We start from the raw sequence: 23,204 nt of genomic DNA on the forward strand, positions 1-23,204 counted from the left end.
CGCACCGGCACTTTGTACAGCAAATCGAAACGCCGCCGACGAACGAAGTCCAATCACGGCGATTCCTTCAGCACGCGAAGTTCCGGCTGCGCAGGCGCGCGCTCTTCGGCTTCCTTTGCCGTGTGAATCTGCATCTGCGGCAACAGCATTTCGATGCCCGCTTCGTCCATCTTGAGCTTGAGCCGCGCATTGAACGCGCGCGCCACGCTCCATTGCTGCAGCGGCTTCGTCTTGATCTGCCCTTTCACGACGATGCAGTTCGTCTCGAAGCGATCGAGTCCCCACACTTCGACCGGTCCGAGTATTTCACTGCGAAAGCGGAAGTCGTTCATCATCGCGGCGCCCACTTCGTCGATCATTCTCGTGATGTCGTCGAGCTTCGTCGAGAACGGCACGCGAACCTCGAATACCGCATTGGCGAAATCGCGCGACAGGTTCTTCACGATCTTGATCTGCGAGAACGGAATGGTGTGGACCGCGCCTTGCCCGTCGCGCAGGCGCACCGTGCGTATCGTGAGGTCCATCACGGTGCCGGCGTGTCCGCCGTCGACATCGATCCAGTCGCCGACCGAGATCGTTTCCTCGACGATGATGAAGAGCCCCGTGATCAGATCGGTAACGAGCGACTTCGCGCCGAAGCCGACCGCGAGGCCGATCACGCCCGCGCCCGCGAGCAGCGGCGTCAGATTGATGCCGAGACTCGCGCACGCGACGATGGCCGCGAGGCACGCGACCGTCATGAATATAGCGTTGCGCACGAGCGGCAGCATCGTGCGCGCGCGCACGCCGGGACTGAGCGCCTTGTTGCGCGAGCTGTTGGGACCGAGCGCTTCGAGAATGACGGTATCGAGAACGATCCAGATGAACCACGCGCCGAACACTGTCGCGACGACTGCTACCAGCGCGTGCCGGAAGCCCGGCGTCATCGCGCTATGTTTGATGAGCCGCGCGATCGGTCCGCTCCATAGCTCCAGCTCGAAACGCAGATACGCCAGCCAGATCAGCAACACGATCAGCGTGCATCCGAAGCGCAACAGCCGCGCGAGATGCGGCGCGCGGCGCTGCGCGCGCGTGTCGCGCCGGCGCGTCAGGTGCAGCAGCAGCGCGGACGCGAACAGCGTCAGCACGAGCAGCGCCGCGCTCAGAAGCGAGGGGCGCAGCACGTCGCCTTCCGCGCCGCGTCCGTCGATGATCGCCACCACCGACGCCACCGCGATCAGAAGGATCGGGATATGCCAGAGCGAAGCGAGGATATCGAGCGCTTCGGTCGCGAATTGATGATCGCGCCTGCGCGCATACGGACGGTTGCGGATCAGATGCGTGACGGGCCGCCGGTACGCGAGCGCGAAATAGCCGAAGAGCAGCGCGGCGGCGAGCGTCGCGAACGTCGACACGATGCCCGCGAGATTGGGGCCGAGCTGGCGCGTGACATCGGCGTTGGCGGTGGCATCGCCGAGCGCGCCGCACGCGCCGATCGCAAAGAGCGGCCACAGCGTGCGCGTAAGCAACTGCTGCACGGCCACGCGCCGATGCGCCGTGCTGAAGACCGAGAACACGATCATGCAGATCGCAGAAAAGATCGAGCCCGCGACGATTGCATACGCGATGACGAGGCCGAGCGTGCGCCCGAGCGCATCGGGCATCGCGCGCACGAAGAGCAGCACCGCGATGAACGCGACGACCCACGGCCCCGTCTGACGCAACGCGAAGAACAGAAGCTGCATCGAGGTTGGATTCGGCGCGAGCGCGACCTCGCGGCCGTAGCGCGCGAAGATGCGCCGCTGCACGCGGATCAGCACGAACGCGCATAGTCCCCAACCCGCGAGCGTCGCACCCATGCCCGCGACGATCCGGCCGAACGATTCGCCCTTCGCACCCGTGACGACGGCCTGCAACTCGTCCGCGGCCGCGCCGCCGCGCGCCGTCCAGAAACGCATCGGCGTGAGCCCTTCGCTCAGGTTCGTTTCGACCGATGCAATGCCCGAAGCGATCGCGCCGAGCAGATCGGCATTCGCGGACGCGGCTGCGCGGGTGGCGGGCGCGCTCGTCTGCGCTGCGTCGCGCAGCACTTTCAGTTGCGCGACGAAGGCGCTGCGTTGCGCATCGTTGCCGAGCGTATCGATGAGCGTGTTCAGCGAACGCACCATTTCCGCCTGACTGGCGGGCGTGGGCGCGGAAGCGGCCTGCTGCGGTGCGATGAACTTCTGCATCGCGCCGGTGAGCGACGCGGCCATCGCCGGGAACAGGCATGCACATCCGATGACGACAGCGAGCGCGATGAAATCACGCCCCGCAACGATACGCCGCGTGAATGCGCTCATGGAGATGCCCTCCAGGATGTCATCCCCGTCTCGCGGAATCGCGAACGGCCCTCGCGCAAAGATTAGCGTATGGATGTCATGCGTGCCATCGACGATGCGATCCCACGCGATTCGGTACGCGCCGCGTTTATTCGGCGGCGCCGCTCAAGACGACACGCCGGAAGAACTGCGCGAGGACATCCTCGGCGAATTGCGCCGGCACCGACTGCGGGTCCGACGAATAGAAGAACTGCACGCCGTCGCACAACGCAACGAGGCCGAGCGCCATCTGCTCGGGCGGCATCGTGAGCGGCGTGCCCACGCGCTCCGAGAATGCCCTGATGTAATCGGTCGTGGTCTGACGCAGCTCGCGCATCAGCGCGTTGAAGCTCGCGCGAAACTTGGCGTCGCGGCTCGCGTGCAGCTTCGCTTCGACCCACAACAGAAAGCACGCGTTGTTCTGATAGCACTCGCTGTAGTACTGGAGCACGCGCGCTTCCATGTCGGCGCGCGAGGCTTCGCCATCTTCGAAGAGCGTCGAAAGACGCTCCATGATGCTGTCGTGATCGCGCTTGAGCACTTCGAGCAGAAGTTCGGCCTTGCTCGAAAAATTCGAATAGAACGCGCCGCGCGTATAGCCCGCGTCGGCGGCGACATCTTCGACGCTCGATGCGCCGAAGCCCTTCTTGATGAACACCGCCTGCGCAGCGTCGAGCAGACGCTGACGCGTCTGGTCACGGCTCTGCTCGCGGGTGAGACGTACTGGTTTCATGCGCGCAGTGTAGCACCGCCAGGCTTACGAATCCGTCTTTGCATTCGGATACAACTCTGTATTAGAATTCGTTCCGTATTCAGATCCGGTTCGTCGAAACCCTTGCCGGACGGGGCATTCAGGTCGATACAACCTTACGCTTCGCTCACGCTCGTTTCTCGAAAATGCTCGCCGGGAAAACCTTTCCTGCTTCGCCCAAGCGCTGCGCGACGCTTCCAGCCAGGCGCGCGGCACCATGCCCTCCGCGGGCGTCGAGGTCTCTGTGAAGCATCTCCCCTCACCTGCGCCCATCACGTTGCGCGCGGCCTGTATCGCGATCGCGTGCGCGGCGCTCGTCGCGTGCAAGCGGCATGATGCGCCTGCGCCCGCGCCGCGTCCGGTCGTCGCCGTCGCGGCACAAGCCGATGGTCACGCGAGCGCATCGAGCCTGCCCGGCCAGGTTCAATCGCGCTATTCGACGCCGCTCTCGTTTCGCATCAACGGCAAGATTCTCGAACGGCGCGTGCGCCTCGGCGATAGCGTGAAGGCGGGCCAGGTCGTCGCGCGGCTCGATCCCGCCGATGTCGAGAAGAACAGCGCGAGCGCCCGCGCGCAACTCGATGCCGCCGAGCATCAGCTCGTCTATGCGAAGCAGCAGCTCGATCGCGATCGCGCACAGGCCGCCGAGAATCTCATCGCGCCGGCGCAGCTCGAACAGACGCAGAACGCGTACGCGTCGGCGCTCGCACAGCGCAATCAGGCGCAGCAGCAAGCCGCGCTGTCCGCCGATCAACTGCGCTATGCGACGCTCGCCGCCGATCACCCGGGCGTCATCACCGCAGAGCAGGCAGACACCGGCCAGAACGTCACGGCGGGCCAGGCCGTCTACACGCTCGCATGGAGCGGCGATATCGACGTGATCTGCGACGTGCCCGAAGCCGCGCTTGCCGCATTCGCCGTCGGACACGAAGCCAACGTGAAGCTCGCGGCGTTGCCGGGCAAGACGTTCAAGGCGCGCGTGCGCGAACTCTCGCCCGCCGCCGACGCGCAAAGCCGCACGTGGCGCGCGAAGCTCACGCTCGAAGCGCCGACGCCCGAAGTGCGTCTCGGCATGACCGCGGACATCGCGTTCGCCGCTGCCAACGATGCGCAAGGCGCGTTCACGATTCCATCGACGGCGCTCTTTCACGACAATGGCCATCCCGCCGTGTGGATCGTCAAGCAACCGGGCGACGCGCTCGAACTGCGCCGCGTCGATGTCGCGCGTTACGGCGAGCGCACGGTGATGCTCGCGGGCGGCGTCGCGGAGGGCGAACGCATCGTGTGGCAAGGCGTGCATACGGTGTCCGCAGGCGAGAAAGTGCGCGTGGTCGCGCCGTTGCATCCCGAGGACTTCGCGTCATGAGCGACACTCGCGAAGACGACGCGTATCGGCACGAGGAAGGCCGCTTCAATCTCTCGGCGTGGGCGCTGCGTCATCGCGCGCTCGTCGTGTTTCTCATCGCGATGGCGACGATCTTCGGGATCCTGTCGTACACGCGGCTCGCGCAGTCGGAAGATCCGCCGTTCACGTTTCGCGTGATGGTGATCCGAACGTTCTGGCCGGGCGCGACCGCGCGGCAGGTGCAGGAGGAAGTGACCGACCGCATCGCGCGCAAGCTGCAGGAAACGCCGTACACGGATTTCATGCGCAGCTACTCGCGCCCCGGCGAGTCGCTCATCTTCTTTCAGATGAAGGATTCCGCGCCCGCGAAGGACGTACCCGAAGAGTGGTATCAGATCCGCAAGAAAGTGGGCGATATCGCCGCGACCTTGCCGCCCGGCGTGCAAGGCCCGTTCTTCAACGACGAATTCGGCGATGTCTACACCAACATCTATGCGCTCGAAGGCGACGGCTTCTCGCCCGCCCAACTGCACGATTACGCCGATTCCTTGCGCACCGTTCTGTTGCGCGTGCCGGGCGTCGCGAAGGTCGACTATTTCGGCGATCAGGAAGAACGCATCTATGTCGAGATTCCCAACACCACGCTCACGCGCCTGAACATATCGCCGCAGCAGATCGCGCAGGCCATAGACGGACAGAACGCCGTGTCGAGCGCGGGCGTGATGACCACGCCCAACGATCGCGTGTTCGTGCGCCCGAGCGGTCAGTTCTGGAACCTGGATGCGCTCGCCGATACGCTCATCAACGTGAACGGCCGCTCGTTCCGGCTCGGCGATATCGCGACGATCAAGCGCGGCTACATCGATCCCGCCGCCACGCAGATGCGTTCGGCCGGCGTGCCGGTGCTCGGCATCGGCGTCACGATGCAGCCGGGCGAAGACGTCGTGCGTCTCGGCAAATCGCTCGATGAAACGATGGTCAAGCTGCGCGCGCAACTGCCCGCCGGTCTCAAGCTCACCGAAGTATCGAGCATGCCGCACGCGGTCTCGCATTCCGTCGACGACTTTCTGGAAGCGGTCGCCGAAGCGGTCGTCATCGTGCTGATCGTGAGTCTCGTGTCGCTCGGCGTGCGAACGGGCATGGTCGTCGTGATCTCGATTCCGATCGTGCTCGCAGTCACCGCGCTCTTCATGTATCTCTTCGATATCGGCCTGCACAAGGTATCGCTCGGCACGCTGATTCTCGCGCTGGGTCTTCTCGTCGACGATGCGATCATCGCCGTCGAGATGATGGCCGTGAAGCTCGAACAAGGCTGGAACCGCACGCGCGCCGCCGCGTTCGCGTACACGAGCACGGCGTTCCCGATGCTGACCGGCACGCTCGTCACCGTCGCGGGCTTTCTGCCGATCGCGCTCGCGAAGTCGAGTACCGGCGAATATACGCGCTCGATCTTCGAAGTGTCGGCGATCGCGCTGATCGCGTCGTGGCTCGCGGCGGTCGTTCTGATTCCATTGCTCGGCTACAAGCTGCTTCCCGAGCGCAAGAAAGAAGCGCATCTGCCCGACGATCACGAACACGACATCTACGATACGAAGTTCTACGGGCGCCTGCGCCGATGGGTCGGCTGGTGCGTGAAGCGGCGCTTCATCGTGCTCGCGTTGACGGTCGTGTTGTTCATCGTCGCGATGGCGGGTTTCACGCTCGTGCCGCAGCAGTTCTTTCCGAGCTCGGATCGGCCCGAGTTGCTGATCGATGTGCGCTTGCAGGAAGGCGCATCGTTCGATGCGACCTTGCGCGAAGCAAAGCACCTCGAAGCAGCGTTGAAGGGCCGCGATGAAATCGATCACGTGGTAAGCTTCGTCGGCACCGGCGCGCCGCGTTTCTATCTGCCGCTCGATCAGCAATTGCCGACGCCGAACTTCGCGCAGTTCGTCGTCACCGCGAAGTCGGTCGAAGCGCGCGAAGCCCTCGCGCGCTGGCTCGATCCGATGTTGCGCGAACGCTTTCCCGCCGTGCGCACGCGTCTGTCGCGTCTGGAGAACGGTCCGCCGGTCGGCTATCCGGTGCAGTTTCGCGTGAGCGGCGACGATATCGGCACGGTGCGTCACATCGCCGAGCGCGTGGCCGCCGACATGCGCGCCGATCCGCGCACGGCTAACGTGCAGTTCGACTGGGACGAGCCTTCGGAGCGTTCGGTGCGCTTCGAGATCGATCAGCAGAAGGCGCGCGATGCGGGCGTCACGTCGCAGGACATATCGAGCTTTCTCGCGATGACGCTGACCGGCACGACCGTCACGCAGTATCGCGAACGCGACAAGCTCATCAGCGTGGACTTGCGTGCGCCGCGCGCGGAACGCGTCGATCCTTCGCGCATCGCGACGATCGCGATGCCTACGCCGCACGGACCGGTGCCGCTGGGCGCGCTCGGCCGCGTCGTCGATACGCTCGAATACGGCGTCGTCTGGGAGCGCGACCGACAGCCGACCATCACCGTGCAATCGGACGTCAAGGGCGACGCGCAAGGCATCGACGTGACGCACGCCATCGACGAGAAGCTCGACGAGATTCGCCGCTCGCTGCCGGTGGGTTATCGCGTGGAAGTGGGCGGATCGGTGGAGGAAAGCGCGAAAGGACAGGCGTCGATCAACGCGCAGATGCCGGTGATGGTGATCGTCGTGCTCACGCTACTGATGATCCAGTTGCAGAGCTTCTCGCGCGTGATGATGGTCGTGCTCACCGCGCCGCTCGGTCTCATCGGCGTGGTGGTGACGCTGCTCGCGTTCGGCAAGCCGTTCGGCTTCGTCGCGATGCTCGGCGTCATCGCGATGTTCGGCATCATCATGCGCAACTCGGTGATTCTCGTCGATCAGATCGAGCAGGACATCGCGTCGGGGCACAGGCGCTTCGATGCGATCATCGGCGCGACGGTGCGGCGTTTCAGACCGATCACGCTGACCGCCGCCGCCGCCGTGCTCGCGCTGATTCCGCTTCTGCGCAGCAACTTCTTCGGCCCGATGGCGACCGCCCTGATGGGCGGCATCACGAGCGCGACCGTGCTCACGCTTTTCTATCTGCCCGCGCTCTATGCCGCGTGGTTCCGCGTGAAGCTCGACGAACGCGAAGGAGCATCGTCATGAATCGCCGACTTACGATGATCGCTGCGTGCATCGCGCTGAACGCCTGCGCGCTCGGCCCCGATGGCAAGCCGCCCGCGATGCCGCAGCCCGCGCACTACGGCGTCGCGCCGCAAGCCGATGCGAGCGCGAGCGCCGAAGGCACGTCGCAACGTTTCGATGTGGGCGCGAAGCCCGTGCCCGAATGGTGGGAGTTGTATCGATCGGATGCGTTGAACGCGCTCGTCGACGAAGGCCTGCGGGCGAGTCCCAACCTTGCGGCAGCGGACAAGAGTCTCGTCGCCGCGCGCGAGCAGTTGCGCGCGCAAGTGGGTTCGTCGCTGTTGCCGCAGATCGATGCGGGCGGACAAGCGACGCGTCAACGCGGCTTCGGCATTCCCGAAGCCGGGCCGCCTACCGTGCTCTACAACCTCTTCGTCGGCCAGCTTCAGGCGCAATACACGTTCGATCTCTTCGGCGCGGCGCGCTACGCGAATGCGTCGCTTGCCGCGCAGGTCGATCAACAGTCCTTTCAGCTCGATGCCGCGCGCCGCGCGCTCGCCGCGAACATCGTGACGGGCGCGATCGGCGCGGCGGCGCTGCATGCGCAGATCGATGTCACCACGCGCCTCGTCGCGCTCGCGGCCGACGACGCGCACGACGCCGAACGTCGCTACGCGCTCGGCTCGGCATCGCGCGCCGACATGCTCTCCGCGCAGCAGAACGCGGCGTCGCTCGCAGCGCAATTGCCAGGCTTGCGCGCGCAATGGCTCGCGACGCGTCACGCGCTCGCCGTCCTGCTCGGACGCACGCCCGATCGCGCACCCGACGACCTCGATCTCGCGAGCCTCACCGTGCCGCCGGATGTGCCGGTCGTGCTGCCGTCGGAATTGCTGCAATCGCGCCCCGACATTCAGGCCGCCGATTCCGCGTTGAAGGCGTCGGCGGCGCAGGTCGGCGTCGCGACGGCGCAGTTGTTTCCGAGCTTGTCGATATCGGCATCGATGGGCAAAGGCGGCTTCGACTGGCCGACCGCGCTCTCGGGCGCGGGCGCGTTGTGGAGCGTGGGTGCATCGCTGTCGCAGCCGATCTTTCATGGCGGCGCGCTGCTCGCGCAACGGCGTGCGGCCATCGCCACGTATGACGCCGCCGTCGCGCAGTACAAGCAGACCGTGCTCGCGGCGTTTCAGAACGTCGCGAATACGCTGGCGTCGCTCGAAACCGATAGCGAAGCCCTCGCCTACGCCGACAGCGCGAGCAACGCCGCGCGCGATGCATCGGCGGATGCGGCGGCGCGCGTGCGTCTCGGCGCGATTCCGCCGCGCGCGGCACGCGGCAGCGAGCAGCAGTATCTCAACGCACGCCTCGCGACGATCCGCGCGAGCAGCGCGCGCATGAGCGACACGGCGGCGCTCTTTCAGGCGATGGGCTCGCCGGTTGCATCGGACGCAAAGATCGCGGGCCAGGAATAGTGCGTCGATAAGCTCACATTTCGATAATTCTTGAAATGTCGAAGAGCATCGGTTATCGTCGCGGTCATGGACTCGAATCTCGTGGTACGCGCGCTCGGCGCGCTCGCTCATGAATCGCGGCTCGCGATCTTCCGTGCTCTCGTCGTCGCCGGACCGGACGGCATGGCTGCCGGCGACATCGCGCAGCAAGTCGGGCTCGCACCGTCGAGCCTGTCGTTTCATCTCAAGGATCTGTCGCATGCCGAACTCGTGAGCGCGCGGCAGGAAGGACGCTTCGTCTTCTACACCGCCAACTTCGACGTGATGAAAGGTCTGATCGGTTTCCTCACGGAGAACTGCTGCGCGGGCACGCAATGCTCATGACGCGTCCCAACATGCTTTCCGGTCTGCCCAATCTCGACGCCGCGCATGTCGACATTCCCGACAGCGCAAAGCTCGATTCGCACGCGCCATCCACGCACGCGCCGCGCATCCTGCTCCTGTATGGCTCGCTGCGGCCCACTTCGTACAGCCGCTTCCTGACGCTCGAAGCCGAACGGCTGCTGCAACTGTTCGGCGCGCAAACCCGCGTGTTCGATCCGCACGGCTTGCCCGTGGTCGACAGCGTGCCCGCCGATCATCCGAAGGTCGTCGAGTTGCGCGAGTTGTCCGCGTGGTCGGAAGGACAAGTGTGGTGCAGCCCGGAACGGCACGGCACGCTGACATCGGTATTCAAGAATCAGATCGACTGGCTGCCGCTCGAATCCGCGGGCGTTCGTCCGACGCAAGGCCGCACGCTCGCGGTCATGCAGGTCTGCGGTGGCTCGCAGTCGTTCAACGCGGTGAACGCACTGCGCGTGCTCGGACGATGGATGCGCATGGTGACCATCCCGAATCAGTCGTCCGTCGCGAAGGCGTGGCAGGAGTTCGACGAGCACGGCCGGATGAAGCCGTCGCCGTATTACGACCGTGTCGTCGACGTGATGGAGGAACTCGTCAAGTTCACGCTGCTCGTGCGCGACCGGTCGGACTATCTGACGAACCGCTATAGCGAACGCAAGGAAGCACGGCCGCAACAGGCGGACACGCTGGCCGCGGCGGCGATGAATCACGAAGCCGACACGAACGCCGACACCGACGATAGCGAAGCGCAGTAACGAGTCGCCGGCGACGTCACACGCTCAGTCGGACAGCCCTTGCAACGTTTGCTGCGGCGCGGCTGAAGGCGCGGCTGAAGACGCGGACGAGCGCTGCGCGAGCCAGCGATACACGAGCGTCGCGCCCGCGATTGCCAGCGCCGACGGAATCAGGAAGTCGTGATCGAAGCGCGTGAATTCGAGCATCAGCACGAGCGCGGTCAGCGGCATCTGCATGGCCGCGCCGAGAAACGCGCCCGCGCCGATGACCGCGAACGCGCCGAGGGGCGTGCCGGGCCACACGCCGTTCCACGCGCTGCCGAGCACGATGCCGAGCAGCGCGCCGTTGGTCAGCCCCGGCGTGAGCAGCCCGCCTTGCGCACCGGCGCGCAGCGAACTCACTTCGATCGTCACCTTGAGCACGAGCAGGACGCCGGCGAGCGCGAGACTCACATGATCGTCGAAGGACAATCCGGCGGGGCCTTTGCCGTTGCCCGCGAGTTGCGGGTAATAGATGACGAGCACGCCGATGAACGCGAAGTTCACGATCGACAGCAAGGGCAGCGTCCGGTCGCGCGGCGCGTTCTCGCGCGCGGCGCTCGTGAGCTTCGCGAAGAGCCGCGCCGCCGCGCCGAAAACCGGCCCCATGGCGATGGCCCAGGCGAGCAGTTGCGCGTTCAGCACGAACGCGGGCAGATGATATTGATGCGCGTCGCCGAGGCCGATCCACGCGACCATCGCGCCAATCGACGAAGTCGCGAACGCCGCCGCGATGATTCCCGCGTCGAACGTACAGAGCAACACTTCGAGCACGAACACCGCGCCGCCGAGCGGCACGTTGTAGACGGCGGCGAGCCCCGCGCCCGCGCCGCACGCCACCATGATGCGCGATTGCGCGGGCGTGAGGCCCGCATGGTGCGCGAGCCAGCCGGACCACAGCGCGCCGATCTCGCGCGGCGCGACCTCGCGGCCGAGCGGCGAGCCCATCGCAACGGTCACGATCTGCAGCAGCGCATGCGCGATCGTGCTGCCGGGCGGCATGCGCGGATCGTCGGACTTGACGGCCTTCGCGATACTGACGAGCGGTTTGCCGAAACGATGCACCGCCCACCATCCGACGCCCGCCACGACGCCGCATAGCGTCAGCACGATGAAACGCCGCGCAGGCGATGCGGCCGAGATGCCGTCGAGAAAACTCTCGCCGCTCGTGAATGCATCGAGCCCGTAACCGAACGCGACGTGCTGGATCAGATGCAGCAGCAGCGCCAGCGACATGCCGCCCAGACCCGCGCCCAGGCCGACGAGCACGGTGACCACGATGAGCTTCGCGCTGGCGTTCGACGAGGGCATCGCGGTCACCTTCGGGGAAAAACGTACAGCTTAATCCGAACGCCGCGCGTGCCGCTCAGTTCTTGTCCGCCACGACCTGGTCGAACGTGCCGCCATCGGCAAAATGCGTTTGCTGCGCCTTCTGCCAGCTTCCGAACATCTGCTCGACCGTGAAGGTCTTCAGCGGCTTGAACTCGCTCGCATGCTTCGCCAGCACCTCGGCATTGCGCGGACGCAGATGATGCTGCGCGATGATCTCCTGCGCCGCGGGCGTGAACAGGAAGTCGAGATAAGCCTGCGCTTCCTTGCGCGTGCCGCGCTTGTCCACGACCTTGTCGACGATCGATACCGGCGGCTCCGCGAGCAGGCTCACCGACGGATACACCGCGTCGAAATCCTTCGCGCCCGCACCCGCGCTCATCAAGCCGACTTCGTTCTCGAAGGTGACGAGCACATCGCCGATGCCGCGCTGCGTGAAGGTCGTCGTCGCGCCGCGTCCGCCCGTGTCGAGCACGGGCACGTTCTTGAAGATCGCGCGCTCGAAGTCCTGCGCCTGTGCATCGGTTGCGCCCAGCTGCTTCTTGTAGCCCCACGCCGCGAGATACGTGTAGCGCCCGTTGCCCGACGTTTTCGGATTTGCGATCACGACCTGCACGCCGGGACGCGCGAGATCGCTCCAGTCGCGGATGTTCTTCGGGTTGCCCTTGTGAACGAGAAACACCATCGTCGTCGTGTAGGGCGCGCTCGCATCCGGCAGACGCGTGCGCCAGTTCGCGGGCACCAGTTGGCCGCGCTCGGCGAGCAGATCGATGTCGTTGGGCTGATTCATCGTGACGACATCCGCCTGCAAGCCTTGCGTCACCGACAACGCCTGCGCGCTCGATGCGCCATGCGACTGCCGCACCGACACCGTCTCGCCGGTCTTCTTCCTGTAGTCCGCGACGAAGGCCGCGTCGATATCCTTGTACAGTTCGCGCGTCACGTCATACGAGACGTTGAGCAGCGTCGTATCCGCGTGCGCCGCGCTTGCCGCAATGCCGAGCGCAACGGTGATGAACAGCTTTTTATAAACCGCCATTTTTTCTCCAGAGACAGGGGTTCGACCGCACAACAGACAAAGGCCGCCCGAGGGCGGCCATGCATGCATCGGAGGCTTTCAGAGAACGCGTTCAACCATACGCGCGCTGCGCCTCTTCTTCGTAATCGGGCGATACGCGCCGCGCCAGCGTTTCGACGAAATGCTTTGCAAGCGGCCACGGACCGAAACCCGCCGACGTATTGATATGCCCCGCATCGCCGAGATTCACGAACGCGCTGTTCCAGCGTTGCGCGAGCGTGCGGGCGTCGTCGAGCGGCATCCACGGATCCGTCTCGCTGCCGACGACGAGCGACAGCGTATCGAGACGGCGCCCATTGAACGCACCCGCGAAACGGAACTTGGCCGGACTCGCGGGCGCGACGAACAACACGCCCTTCACGTTCGGCAAGTATGCATGGTTCAGCGCATGTCCTGTGGCAAGACAGCCGAAGCTATGCGCCGCGATGACAACAGGACCGTCGATGTCCGCGAGCATGTCCAGCACGGCATCGCTCCAGATCGCGAGATTCGGCGTGCTCCAGTCGCGCTGCTCGACGCGCCGCGCGCCGGGTGTTTCGCCCTCGAGCCAGCTCTGCCAATGCGCGTCCTCGCTGCCGTAAAGGCCCGGCACCGTCACGAGCGTGACCGGCGTTGCTGCATTTCGCGCGCTGCGTTCGTTCATCTTCGATCCTCGCTGGACTCGAACTGGCAAGACTTCATTCTCGGGCAGCGCGCGGGCGCCGCTAACCAATATTTCGTCATTTGTTTATGGCGATGCGGACAAGGCGCGCCGCTATAATCGCAACTCGAAGCGACCGCCCTCCTGCCCTTCCCCTTCCCATGCCCACCCGTCGCCCATCCGTCTCGCTCGATTCCCACGTGCCGCTCTATACGCAGATCAAGGACGTGCTGCGCTCCGGCATTCTCGATGGCCGCTACCCGCCGATGAGCCGCATGCCCTCCGAAAGCGAACTGATGTCCATGTTCGACGTGAGCCGCATCACGATCCGCCAGGCGCTCGGCGATCTGCAGAAGGAAGGGCTGATCTTCAAGGTTCACGGCAAGGGCTCGTTCGTGTCGCAACCGAAGGCGTTTCAGAACGTGACGTCCTTGCAGGGCTTCGCGGAGGCGATGTCGGCGAGCGGACACGAGATCATCAATCGCGTCGTGCAGATGCGCATCGTGGCCGCGCCCGTGGAAGTGGCGGCGCAACTCGCGCTTTCCGAAGGCGGCAGCGTCGTGGAGATTCATCGCGTGCGGCTGCTCAACCGCTCGCCCGTTTCGTACGAAGTGACGTTTCTGCCCGAGGCCATCGGCAAACGTCTCAAGCGTGCCGAGCTTGCGACGCGCGACATCTTCCTGATGCTCGAAAACGACTGCGCGATGCCGCTCGGTCATGCCGATCTCGCGATAGACGCCATCGCCGCCGCGCCGGATATCGCGCAGGCGCTCGACGTGAAGAAAGGCGCGCCGCTTTTGCGCATCGAACGCCTCACGCACGATGCCGAGGGCACGCCTGTCGACTTCGAATACCTCTATTTTCGCGGCGATACGTTCCAGTACCGGCTGCGCATCGATCGCGAGCGGCCTGCGGCGGGCACGTCGCGCGTTATTCGAAGCAGGCACAAGCAAAGCAAAAACAATTGATTCCCTCGCGAATCGCGCACTTCTAGAATCTGGTCCTGACTTGTCATAACAAGTAGCGAATCCAGATCATGCAGACCCACGAACTCGAATACGACATCGTCGTCGTTGGCGGCGGCACGGCTGGCCCGATGGCCGCCATCAAGGCAAAGCAGCGCGATCCGAGCCTGCGCGTGCTGCTCATCGACAAGGCGCACGTGAAACGCAGCGGCGCGATCTCGATGGGCATGGACGGCCTGAACAACGCGATCATCCCCGGCCACGCGACGCCCGAGCAGTACACGAAGGAAATCACCGTAGCGAACGACGGCATCGTCAATCAGGCGACGATCTACGCCTACGCGCGCCACAGCTTCACGACGATCGAGGAGCTCGATCGCTGGGGCGTGAAGTTCGAGAAGGATCACACCGGCGACTACGCGGTGCGCAAGGTGCATCACATGGGCGCGTATGTGCTGCCGATGCCGGAAGGCCACGACGTCAAGAAGGTGCTGTATCGGCAGTTGAAACGTGCGCGCGTGGAGATTACGAATCGCGTCGTCGCGACGCGCCTCCTGAGCGGTCCGCACGGCGAGATCGCGGGCGTGATGGGCTTCGATTGCCGCACCGCCGACTTCTACGTGATCCGCGCGAAAGCCGTCATTCTCTGCTGCGGCGCGGCCGGACGCCTGGGCTTGCCCGCATCGGGCTATCTGATGGGCACCTACGAGAATCCGACCAACGCCGGCGATGGCTACGCGATGGCGTATCACGCGGGCGCGGAACTCGCGAATCTCGAATGCTTCCAGATCAATCCGCTCATCAAGGACTATAACGGCCCGGCGTGCGCGTATGTGACGGGGCCGCTCGGCGGATATACGGCGAATGGCCGCGGCGAGCGCTTCATCGAATGCGATTACTGGAGCGGACAGATGATGTGGGAGTTCTATCAGGAACTCCAGAGCGGCAACGGCCCGGTGTTTCTCAAGCTCGACCATCTCGCGGAAGAAACGATCCAGACGATCGAAACGATCCTGCATACGAACGAGCGGCCGAGCCGTGGACGTTTTCATGCGCGGCGCGGCAACGACTATCGCACGCGCATGATCGAGATGCACATCTCGGAGATCGGCTTGTGCAGCGGACACAGCGCATCGGGCGTATGGGTCGACGAACACGCGCGCACGTCGGTGGAAGGACTATACGCTGCGGGCGACATGGCCGCCGTGCCGCACAACTACATGCTGGGCGCGTTCACGTATGGATGGTTCGCGGGTGTCGATGCCGCCGCGCATGTCGCCGGCCGCGCGCTGCCCGCGCTCGATGCGTCGCAGATCGAACAGGAACGTGCGCGCATCTTCGCGCCGCTGTCGCGCGAACGCGGCCTGCCGCCCGCGCAAGTCGAATACAAGCTGCGCCGCTTCGTGAACGACTATCTTCAGCCGCCGAAAGTCACGCGCCGCATGGAGATCGGCTTGCAGCGCTTCGCGGAGATTCGTGAGGATGTCGATCAACTCAGCGCCGCCGATCCGCATGAACTGATGCGCGCCGCCGAAGTCGCCGCGATTCTCGATTGCGCGGAAATGGCCGCGCGTGCATCGCTGTATCGCACGGAGAGCCGTTGGGGTCTCTACCACCATCGCGTCGATTTTCCCGAGCGCAACGATGACGAATGGTTCTGCCACGCGCATCTGAAGAAGGACGCATCGGGACGCATGACGTCCTTCAAGAAACCCGTGGAACCGTACGTGGTTCCCGTCGACGAGACCGAGCGCGGCGCATATTCGCGTCTGCGCGTGGCTCGCACGTCGCAGCCGGTCGCTGCATAGGAGAGAAAGAACATGGCACTCGTGCCCCGCGAAGCGCATCTGCGCTCGAGCCTTCCCGTGATGATCGACGAGGACAAGTGCATCGCCGATAAAGGCTGCACCGTCTGCATTGACGTCTGTCCGATGGACCTGCTCGCGATCGATCCCGAAACCGGCAAGGCTTTCATGAAGTTCGACGAATGCTGGTACTGCATGCCCTGCGAACGCGATTGCCCGACCAACGCCGTGCATGTCGACATTCCCTATCTTCTTCGCTGACGACAAGGACTCGCTTCATGAAACGAACGCTATCCATCGCGCTTGCGGCTGCCTTGTTCGCGGGCGCGGCACACGCGGAAACGATCCGCGTGGCCATCGGCACGCAGGACACGACGATCAACACCGCGGCGGGCGGCGTCTTGATCCGCGAGCTGCATCTGCTCGACAAGTACTTGCCGCACGATGGCAAATACAAGGACACGCAATACGACGTTCAATGGAAGAACTTCACGAGCGGCGCGCCGATCACAAACGAGATGGTCGCGGGCAAGCTCGACTTCGGCTCGATGGCGGATTTTCCCGGCGTGCTCAACGGCGTCGCGAACCAGAAGGCCGGCAAGAGCAGCATCTTCATCAGCGTGTTGTCGGGCAGCGTGCGCGGCAGCGGCAACGGCATCGTCGTGCCGGCGGATTCGCCTGCACAGTCCATCGCCGATCTGAAGGGCAAGACGATCACCGTGCCGTTCGCATCGACCGCGCACGGCATGTTGCTGCGCGCGGTCGCGGCGCAAGGATGGGATCCGGAGCGGGATGTGAACATCGTCACGCAGGCGCCCGAAGTCGCCGGTCCTGCATTGCAGACGCGCAAGATCGACGCGCACGCGGACTTCGTGCCCTTTGCGGAGCTGTTTCCTCATCGCGGCTTCGCGCGCAAGATTTACGACGGCTCGCAGGCGGCATCGCCGACGCTGCACGGTACGCTCGTCGAGAAGGACTATGCGCAGAAGTATCCGGAGATCGTCGTTGCGTATTTGCGTGCAGCGATCGACGCGAACCGGCTGCTCACGGCCGAGCCCGAGAAATACAGCGAGCTGATCGCGAAAGTCACGGGCATCGAACCCGAAGTCGATTATCTCTTTCACGGACCGCTCGGCTTGCAGACGCGCGATCTCACGTGGAAGCCCGAATATCGCAAGGCCGTGCAGACATCGTTCGATACGCTCAAGCTGCTCAAGCGTGCCGACGGCGATCTGAACGCGAACACGTTCATCGACGACACATATGTGCGCGCTGCGTTCGAAGCCGAGCATCTCGACTACGACGCCGCGCTGAAGAACTATGCGCCGACGCCGCTCGTCGCGAACGATGCGCTGACGGGCAAGCCCATCGCGAAGGCGGATCGCGTCGCGCAAATCTGGGTGCGCGGCGAGCCGAAGGTGCGCAGCTACGCATCGCCGGAAGAAGCGGTGCGCGAGCTCGGCACGCTCGAACGCGACGGCAAGGAGGTGCGCGCGTTCTATGCGCAGGATCGCGAGAGCGGCATCAAGCTGCTCGGCAATCAGGCGTGGTTCGCGAAGACCGGCGATGGCCAGTTGAACGCGTTCCTGCTGAAGGATCGCGCGCAGGCCTGGGCGAACACGCACGGCGGACAAGTGCTCGATTTCGCCGCGGCGCGCCAGCCGACCGCGCTCGCCAACCGTTGAGGCGATCATGGCGACGCTCGCATACACCACTCCATCGCTGCTGCGTTCACGCGGCGTGCGTGCCGGCGTGCAATGGGCGTCGCTCGCACTGTGCCTCGTGCTCTGGCATCTCGCGACGACGCATCGCTGGAATCTCGGCATCGTCACGTTCGAGAACTTGCCGACACCCGCCGATACGCTCGCGGCCATCGTCGATCTCGCACATTCGCCGAAGCTCGCGTCCGATCTCGCGAGCAGCGTGCGACGCATCGCGGCGGGTTATCTCGCAGCGGGCATCGGCGGCGTGCTGCTCGGACTCGTCATCGGCCGGTCGCAATCGTCGCGCCTCGCGTTGCTTACGCCGCTCGAAGTCTTACGGCCGATTCCCGCCGTCGCGTGGATACCGCTCGCGATCCTGATGTTCCCGTCATCCGAAATGTCGATGATCTTCATCACCTTCACCGGCGCGTTCTTCCCGATCCTGCTCGGCACGATTCACGGCGTCGAAGGCGTCGAGGCGCGGCTCGTGTCGTCGGCGCGCAGTCTTGGCGCAGGCAATCGCGTGATCCTGCGCGAAGTGATCCTGCCGGGCGCGGCGCCCGCGATCGTCACCGGACTTGCCATCGGCATGGGCACATCGTGGTTCTGTCTCGTCACCGCCGAGATGATCTCGGGACAATTCGGCATCGGCTACTACACGTGGCAGTCGTACACGGTGCAGCGTTATCCCGATGTCGTCGTCGGCATGCTGCTGATCGGCCTGCTCGGCATGGGCAGCAGCGCGCTCGTGCGGATCGCGGGAAAGCGGCTCACGCCGTGGCTCACCGAAGGGAAGGCACGATGAACACGATGAGCGCGGGCCGCATCGAACTCGAAGCGCTTGGCATTACTCTAGGCGATGGCGCGAGCGCATTCACCGCCGTGCGCGACGTGAGCACGGTTATCGAACCGGGCGAGTTCGTCTGCATACTCGGGCCATCGGGCTGCGGCAAGTCGACGTTGCTCGCCGCGCTTGCGGGACACGTCGCGGCGGGCGCGGGCCGCGCGATGCTCGACGGAAAGCTCATCGACGGACCGCATCCGGAGCGCGGCATGGTGTTTCAGCAACACACGCTGCTGCCGTGGCGCAAGACGATCGACAACGTCGCGTTCGGTCTGAAGATGCGCGGCGTGGGCAAGCGCGAGCGGCATCGTCGCGCGCGGATGCTGCTCGATCGCGTCGGGCTCGGCGCGTTCGCGGAGCGTTATCCCGCGCAGCTTTCGGGCGGCATGCAGCAACGCGCGGAGATCGCGCGCGCGATGCTCAACGAGCCGCGCGTGCTGTTGATGGACGAACCCTTTGGCGCGCTCGATGCGCAGACGCGCGCATCGATGCAAACGCTGTTGCTCGATGTATGGAGCGAGCGGCGTCCGACGGTCGTGTTCGTCACGCACGACATCGACGAAGCGCTCTTCCTCGCCGATCGCATTCTCGTGATGAGCCACAGTCCCGGCACGGTGCTCGAAACCTTGCGCGTGCCGTTCGCGCGTCCGCGCGAGCGCGAGCTCGTCACGGAGCCCGCGTTCGTCGCGTTGAAGCGCCGCTGTCTTTCGCTGCTTCGACATCCGCACGCGGGCGCGCCGCTCACATCGAACGACGCGCCCGCGCGCATCGACATATCACACTCGGTTTTCTCATGACGCGTACTCATCCTCTATTCGACGTTTTCGACGCCAGCATCGACGACGCCCTCGCCGCCCGCTTCACCGACAGCGACGCCGCCGTGCGCCGCCTCGCGGTCATCGAAGCGGCCGATCTCGAAGACGAAGCGTGGCTGCCCGCGCTCACCGATGCGTTGCGTCACGACACGGATGCCGACGTGCGCCGCACGGCCGCGCAGCGACTCGGCGCGTGGGACACGAACGAGGCCGTCGATGCGCTGTGCGCCGCGCTCCGCGATGCCGACGCGGGCACGCGCGAGGCCGCCGCCGACAGTCTCACCGCGCTGAAGGACCCGGTCGCGGGAGAACGTCTGCTGCCGTTTCTCGCCGATGCCGACGCCGATGCCGACGCCTTCGCGCATGCGGCGCTTCTGCGCGCGTTGCGCGAATTGCGTTTGCCGCAGGCGACTCAGCCTGCGCTGGCGGCGTTGTCGGACGCATCGCCGGAGGTGAGGCGCGAGGCCATCGGCGTATTGGGCTGGCTGCGTCATGCGGATGCGTTGCCGCGCTTGATGCGGCTCGCGCGCACGGACGTATCGACGCAAGTGCGGCATGCCGCCGTCGGCGCGCTCGGTTTCGCCACGGACGACAGCGTGCTGGAGACGTTGACGCATGCGTTATCCGATGAAGCATGGCGCGTGCGCGAGGAAGCCGCCGCGACGCTCGGCAAGCTGCGTCTCGTCGCGGCGCGCGATGCGCTGGAGCGCGCGCTCGCCGACGACTACTGGCAAGTGACGTTGCAGGCGGCGCGCGCGCTCGGACGTTTGCGCGATGCGGCGAGCACGCACGCGGTGTCGGCGCTGCTGACGTATCCGGTCAGCAATGTGCGTAGGGAGGCTGCGCTGGCGCTCGGTGAGTTTGGGAATGTGGATGCGCTTGCGGTGCTCGAAGCGTCGCTGGCCGATGGCGATCCGGAAGTGCGCAAAGCCGCGCGGATCGCGATTGCGCAGATCGGGGAGAGGATGGGGAGCGGTGCGTGAGGGAGCGTGTGCGCGGTGCGGAACGCCACGCTTGCTTTGGCGGAAGGCAGCCAGAGTCGAACTGACCTGGGAATGTCTGACATCCCCAACCGGGTTTGAAGCCCGGCCGCACCACCGGATACGAATGCCTTCCTTGAACGTCGATGTTCGGACATTGAAAATCGACCATCGAACACGCCGGACCGATTATAAACGGCGCATCAGGACTCGCCGCCTTCGCGCGGACGCGGCTGCCGCCTTCGCAGCAACCGATACACGCAATACAGCAACCCCGCCGCGACGAGCACATCCACCGCCGTCGCGCCGTGCGATTCGAGCGCGAGCACCGCGAGATGCAATTGCCGCTCGAAAAGCGCGCCGCCCAACAGCCAGAACGACGCCCACGCGACGATCCCCGCCGTATCCCACAGGAAGAACGCGAGCGCGGCGATCTGCGTCGTGCCCATCAGCGGCGGCGTGACGAGGCCGAGCCCCGGCACGAACTTCGATACCGCGACGATCGGCGCGCCATGCCGCTCGAACAGCTCGCCCGTCGTTCTCATGCCGCTGTCCACCGCATACGATCTGCGCGACAACGCCGCGACGAGCCGCCGCCCATAGAGGCGCCCCGCCGAAAACCACACGCTGTCGCCGAGCAGCGCGCCGCACACCGCCGCGAGCAGCACATGAACGAAGGACAAGCGCCCGCTCGCCACCGCCGAGCCCGCGAACACGAGCAAAGGCGCGGACGGCAACGGCACGCCGAGCCGCGTGAGCAGCACGTTCGCGAACACGGCGGCGCCGCCCCACTGCACGATCGCCGACGGCGGAATTTGAATCAACCGGCACCCCCGCATCGAAACATCATTCGGACTTCGACTCGACGAGCATCACAGGCACACTGCCACAACCTGCGCTGTTCGCAATTTCGATGCCGCGCCAGGGTGTGCCCTCGCCGTGCTCGAACGCCATCGGATCGACGCGCCGGTCCGGCCGCAGCACATTGAACGGCCACGACGGACGGCGCAGCCGTTCATGCACCACCGAGCCGAGCCAGATCGGCGCGGGCGTCGCGCCGGCATCCTGACGCACGGCGTAATGCGTCGGCCAGAAACGCAGCACGTCGCGCTCGTCGGCGCCGCGTATCGACCGCGCGAACGCGAGCTTCGACGGCTCGCCGTTGTTCAGGCGCGGCAGCGCGGGCAGCGCCATCGCGGGCGCGTTCGGCAACATCAGCGACATCACGCTCTTCGTGCTCACGCGCGATACCTCCGTCCAGCCGCGCGCGAGCAGCTGCGCGCGAATCTGCGCGGGCGTCGCCGCCCATTGCACGGTGATCGGCTCGCGGCGATCGCCTTCCATCGTCGAGCGATAACACGAAAACGTGCGCCACACCGAATCGGTCCATTGAATCGGCGTGATGAAAATGGTCGACGGCACCGCGCTGTGCGCCTCGGTTTCATCGCTCAATTGCAGCGCCACACTTGCGCAGATCACGGCCAGCACGGCGATCGGCATCAGCGGACGCGGTTTCGGCTTTGCCGGATTGCGCCACACCGCCGTCAGCGCGATCAGGAACACCCAGACGGCGGCGAGCGCCGCGCTGCCGAGGGCATCGGAAATCGTGAATCGGCCGAAGTACAGGCCCGCGATGCCGACCGCCGTCACGATGGCCGATGTCGCCGTCGCGATGAACACGCCCGTCAGCATGCCGACGCGCCGCAGCAGCAAGAATGCGAGAAAGCCGTAGATGACGACGGTCGCCGCGACGTCGCTGTTCGGAAAGCGATGCTCGGCCGGCGCGAAGGACACGAGCATCGGTTCGTGCGCGGTAAAGCGGATCGCCGCGACGAGCAACTGCGAAAACAGGACCGCGACGATCCAGTACGTGACCGTGCGCCAGCGCCGCTCGAAGCTCATCCACACGACGACCATCGCGCCGAGCGCGAGCAGCGTCTGTGTACTGCCGAGGGTCGCGGCGGCATCGAGGATCGAATCGGCCCAGGTCGAGCGGAACGATTGCAGCAGCCGATAGATCGATACGTCGACCTGCACGATCGATGCGCCCCGCGCGACGTTCGCGAGCACCGAGAAAAAGAGGATCGCGGAAGCGAGCAGCAACACCGAAATCATCACGATGAGGCCGGTCGCCGGATTGCCCGGATCGAGCGCGCGCGACACGAGGCGCGCGGGCAGGCCGCGCCCTTTCTGCGACCAGGACAGCAGCGCGTCGCGCGATGCGACGGTCCAGCGCGTCGCGTGCGATACGACGACGCGCGCGAGATTGAACACGATCCATCCGAGCGCCGTGACGAGAATCAGGATCACGACGAGCCGCACCGACACCGCGCCCGCCAGTTCGATCGACGCGCCGAACACGACGCCTGGCAGGATATGCGTCGGCGCCCAGACGAGCGCGCTCAGGATGTTGACGGCGAGAAAGCGCGTGGGCGTCATGCCCGTCACGCCGGCGACGACCGGCACGACCGCGCGCATCGGCGCGACGAAACGCGCGAGCACGACGCTCTTCGCGCCGTGCGCTTCGAAGTATTTCTTGCCGGCGGCGAGCGCGCCCGGATGCGTGCGAAACGGCCACATCAGCGCGATGCGGTCCGCATAGCGCTGACCGAACCAGAAGCTCGCGGCATCCCCGGCGATCGCGCCCGCGATCGCGCAGAAGAATACCCAGCCGAGATTCAGCGCGCCCGCGCCGACGAGCGCGCCCGCGATGAACATCGCCGTGCTGCCGGGGATGAACGTGCCGATGAACGCGACCGATTCGAGAAACGACGCGAGCAGCACGACCGCGAGCGCCCACTCGGGGTGGCTCGACATGACATGCAGCAGCCTGAAGTAGAGATGCTCCATCGTGGTGGACGGACGAGCGCG

19 protein-coding genes and 1 tRNA gene are annotated in these 23,204 nt (G+C 65.4%); 12 read left to right on the forward strand and 8 right to left on the reverse strand.

Annotated features, from left to right (window positions below; genetic code table 11):
- Window positions 1-53 precede the first annotated feature (53 nt).
- Together AWB77_RS24200 and AWB77_RS24205 are read right to left on the reverse strand one after the other, a co-directional pair.
- The gene (locus tag AWB77_RS24200; RefSeq protein WP_096031179.1) at window positions 54-2,321 is read right to left on the reverse strand and encodes a mechanosensitive ion channel family protein; all 2,268 of its coding nucleotides are present in this window, start codon (window positions 2,319-2,321) and stop codon (window positions 54-56) included.
- 127 nt (window positions 2,322-2,448) lie between these two features.
- A complete protein-coding gene (locus tag AWB77_RS24205; protein WP_061136970.1) occupies window positions 2,449-3,072 on the reverse strand; it encodes a TetR/AcrR family transcriptional regulator in 624 nt (207 codons plus the stop codon).
- Window positions 3,073-3,307: 235 nt separating this feature from the next.
- Here AWB77_RS24205 and AWB77_RS24210 point away from each other — a divergent pair, with 235 nt between their 5' ends.
- The 5 genes from AWB77_RS24210 (at window position 3,308) to arsH (ending at window position 10,156) form a co-directional block, all read left to right on the forward strand.
- On the forward strand, window positions 3,308-4,456 hold the full coding sequence (locus tag AWB77_RS24210) for an efflux RND transporter periplasmic adaptor subunit (protein WP_208601558.1): 1,149 nt from the start codon (window positions 3,308-3,310) through the stop codon (window positions 4,454-4,456).
- Complete coding sequence (locus AWB77_RS24215) at window positions 4,453-7,572, forward strand: efflux RND transporter permease subunit (RefSeq protein WP_061136971.1); 3,120 nt, start codon at window positions 4,453-4,455, stop codon at window positions 7,570-7,572. The genes AWB77_RS24210 and AWB77_RS24215 overlap by 4 nt, the downstream gene beginning before the upstream one ends.
- A complete protein-coding gene (locus AWB77_RS24220; RefSeq protein WP_061136972.1) occupies window positions 7,569-9,020 on the forward strand; it encodes an efflux transporter outer membrane subunit in 1,452 nt (483 codons plus the stop codon). Before AWB77_RS24215 ends, AWB77_RS24220 begins: the two co-directional genes overlap by 4 nt.
- 66 nt (window positions 9,021-9,086) lie before the next feature.
- On the forward strand, window positions 9,087-9,383 hold the full coding sequence (locus AWB77_RS24225; protein WP_061136973.1) for an ArsR/SmtB family transcription factor: 297 nt from the start codon (window positions 9,087-9,089) through the stop codon (window positions 9,381-9,383).
- Between the two features lie 11 nt (window positions 9,384-9,394).
- Window positions 9,395-10,156 (forward strand): arsenical resistance protein ArsH, encoded by a 762-nt coding sequence (arsH, locus tag AWB77_RS24230; protein WP_061137040.1) that lies wholly within the window; start codon window positions 9,395-9,397, stop codon window positions 10,154-10,156.
- Window positions 10,157-10,180: 24 nt separating this feature from the next.
- Here the strand turns inward: arsH and AWB77_RS24235 are convergent, their stop codons facing one another.
- The 3 genes from AWB77_RS24235 to AWB77_RS24245 form a co-directional block, all read right to left on the reverse strand.
- Window positions 10,181-11,485, reverse strand: coding sequence for a chloride channel protein (locus AWB77_RS24235; RefSeq protein WP_061136974.1), 1,305 nt, complete (start codon window positions 11,483-11,485; stop codon window positions 10,181-10,183).
- Window positions 11,486-11,540: 55 nt separating this feature from the next.
- A complete protein-coding gene (locus tag AWB77_RS24240) occupies window positions 11,541-12,542 on the reverse strand; it encodes a sulfate ABC transporter substrate-binding protein (protein ID WP_061136975.1) in 1,002 nt (333 codons plus the stop codon).
- A 91-nt stretch (window positions 12,543-12,633) separates the two neighbouring features.
- The gene (locus tag AWB77_RS24245) at window positions 12,634-13,224 is read right to left on the reverse strand and encodes an RBBP9/YdeN family alpha/beta hydrolase (RefSeq protein WP_061136976.1); all 591 of its coding nucleotides are present in this window, start codon (window positions 13,222-13,224) and stop codon (window positions 12,634-12,636) included.
- 158 nt (window positions 13,225-13,382) lie between these two features.
- On the opposite strand from AWB77_RS24245, the gene AWB77_RS24250 reads away from it, so the two are divergent.
- From AWB77_RS24250 to AWB77_RS24280, 7 genes are all read left to right on the forward strand, one after another.
- Window positions 13,383-14,189, forward strand: coding sequence for a GntR family transcriptional regulator (locus AWB77_RS24250; protein ID WP_061136977.1), 807 nt, complete (start codon window positions 13,383-13,385; stop codon window positions 14,187-14,189).
- A gap of 68 nt (window positions 14,190-14,257) precedes the next feature.
- A complete protein-coding gene (locus AWB77_RS24255; RefSeq protein ID WP_061136978.1) occupies window positions 14,258-15,994 on the forward strand; it encodes a fumarate reductase/succinate dehydrogenase flavoprotein subunit in 1,737 nt (578 codons plus the stop codon).
- Window positions 15,995-16,006: 12 nt separating this feature from the next.
- Entirely contained in the window at window positions 16,007-16,252 is a 246-nt protein-coding gene (locus AWB77_RS24260) for a 4Fe-4S dicluster domain-containing protein (RefSeq protein ID WP_061136979.1), read from the forward strand.
- Window positions 16,253-16,269: 17 nt separating this feature from the next.
- Complete coding sequence (locus tag AWB77_RS24265) at window positions 16,270-17,676, forward strand: ABC transporter substrate-binding protein (protein ID WP_061136980.1); 1,407 nt, start codon at window positions 16,270-16,272, stop codon at window positions 17,674-17,676.
- Window positions 17,677-17,683: 7 nt separating this feature from the next.
- Window positions 17,684-18,499 (forward strand): ABC transporter permease, encoded by an 816-nt coding sequence (locus AWB77_RS24270; protein ID WP_082852750.1) that lies wholly within the window; start codon window positions 17,684-17,686, stop codon window positions 18,497-18,499.
- 5 nt (window positions 18,500-18,504) lie between these two features.
- Window positions 18,505-19,335 (forward strand): ABC transporter ATP-binding protein, encoded by an 831-nt coding sequence (locus AWB77_RS24275; RefSeq protein WP_082852753.1) that lies wholly within the window; start codon window positions 18,505-18,507, stop codon window positions 19,333-19,335.
- Complete coding sequence (locus AWB77_RS24280) at window positions 19,332-20,336, forward strand: HEAT repeat domain-containing protein (RefSeq protein ID WP_061136982.1); 1,005 nt, start codon at window positions 19,332-19,334, stop codon at window positions 20,334-20,336. The genes AWB77_RS24275 and AWB77_RS24280 overlap by 4 nt, the downstream gene beginning before the upstream one ends.
- Before the next feature lie 37 nt (window positions 20,337-20,373).
- Here the strand turns inward: AWB77_RS24280 and AWB77_RS36115 are convergent.
- The 3 genes from AWB77_RS36115 to AWB77_RS24290 form a co-directional block, all read right to left on the reverse strand.
- Window positions 20,374-20,469, reverse strand: a tRNA-Sec gene (locus tag AWB77_RS36115).
- A gap of 67 nt (window positions 20,470-20,536) precedes the next feature.
- Complete coding sequence (locus AWB77_RS24285; protein ID WP_061136983.1) at window positions 20,537-21,157, reverse strand: DedA family protein; 621 nt, start codon at window positions 21,155-21,157, stop codon at window positions 20,537-20,539.
- Window positions 21,158-21,179: 22 nt separating this feature from the next.
- A complete protein-coding gene (locus AWB77_RS24290; RefSeq protein ID WP_061136984.1) occupies window positions 21,180-23,183 on the reverse strand; it encodes a VTT domain-containing protein in 2,004 nt (667 codons plus the stop codon).
- Window positions 23,184-23,204: the final 21 nt, after the last annotated feature.

Source organism: Caballeronia fortuita, from assembly GCF_001544835.2.
GTDB lineage: Bacteria > Pseudomonadota > Gammaproteobacteria > Burkholderiales > Burkholderiaceae > Caballeronia > Caballeronia fortuita.

Bases quoted from the DNA above. Each gene is read 5' to 3' on its own strand.
- AWB77_RS24200 (WP_096031179.1), bottom strand. From the start codon at position 2,321: ATGAGCGCATTCACGCGGCGTATCGTTGCGGGGCGTGATTTCATCGCG.
- AWB77_RS24205 (WP_061136970.1), bottom strand. From the start codon at position 3,072: ATGAAACCAGTACGTCTCACCCGCGAGCAGAGCCGTGACCAGACGCGT.
- AWB77_RS24210 (WP_208601558.1), top strand. From the start codon at position 3,308: ATGCCCTCCGCGGGCGTCGAGGTCTCTGTGAAGCATCTCCCCTCACCT.
- AWB77_RS24215 (WP_061136971.1), top strand. From the start codon at position 4,453: ATGAGCGACACTCGCGAAGACGACGCGTATCGGCACGAGGAAGGCCGC.
- AWB77_RS24220 (WP_061136972.1), top strand. From the start codon at position 7,569: ATGAATCGCCGACTTACGATGATCGCTGCGTGCATCGCGCTGAACGCC.
- AWB77_RS24225 (WP_061136973.1), top strand. From the start codon at position 9,087: ATGGACTCGAATCTCGTGGTACGCGCGCTCGGCGCGCTCGCTCATGAA.
- arsH (WP_061137040.1), top strand. From the start codon at position 9,395: ATGCTTTCCGGTCTGCCCAATCTCGACGCCGCGCATGTCGACATTCCC.
- AWB77_RS24235 (WP_061136974.1), bottom strand. From the start codon at position 11,485: ATGCCCTCGTCGAACGCCAGCGCGAAGCTCATCGTGGTCACCGTGCTC.
- AWB77_RS24240 (WP_061136975.1), bottom strand. From the start codon at position 12,542: ATGGCGGTTTATAAAAAGCTGTTCATCACCGTTGCGCTCGGCATTGCG.
- AWB77_RS24245 (WP_061136976.1), bottom strand. From the start codon at position 13,224: ATGAACGAACGCAGCGCGCGAAATGCAGCAACGCCGGTCACGCTCGTG.
- AWB77_RS24250 (WP_061136977.1), top strand. From the start codon at position 13,383: ATGCCCACCCGTCGCCCATCCGTCTCGCTCGATTCCCACGTGCCGCTC.
- AWB77_RS24255 (WP_061136978.1), top strand. From the start codon at position 14,258: ATGCAGACCCACGAACTCGAATACGACATCGTCGTCGTTGGCGGCGGC.
- AWB77_RS24260 (WP_061136979.1), top strand. From the start codon at position 16,007: ATGGCACTCGTGCCCCGCGAAGCGCATCTGCGCTCGAGCCTTCCCGTG.
- AWB77_RS24265 (WP_061136980.1), top strand. From the start codon at position 16,270: ATGAAACGAACGCTATCCATCGCGCTTGCGGCTGCCTTGTTCGCGGGC.
- AWB77_RS24270 (WP_082852750.1), top strand. From the start codon at position 17,684: ATGGCGACGCTCGCATACACCACTCCATCGCTGCTGCGTTCACGCGGC.
- AWB77_RS24275 (WP_082852753.1), top strand. From the start codon at position 18,505: ATGAGCGCGGGCCGCATCGAACTCGAAGCGCTTGGCATTACTCTAGGC.
- AWB77_RS24280 (WP_061136982.1), top strand. From the start codon at position 19,332: ATGACGCGTACTCATCCTCTATTCGACGTTTTCGACGCCAGCATCGAC.
- AWB77_RS24290 (WP_061136984.1), bottom strand. From the start codon at position 23,183: ATGGAGCATCTCTACTTCAGGCTGCTGCATGTCATGTCGAGCCACCCC.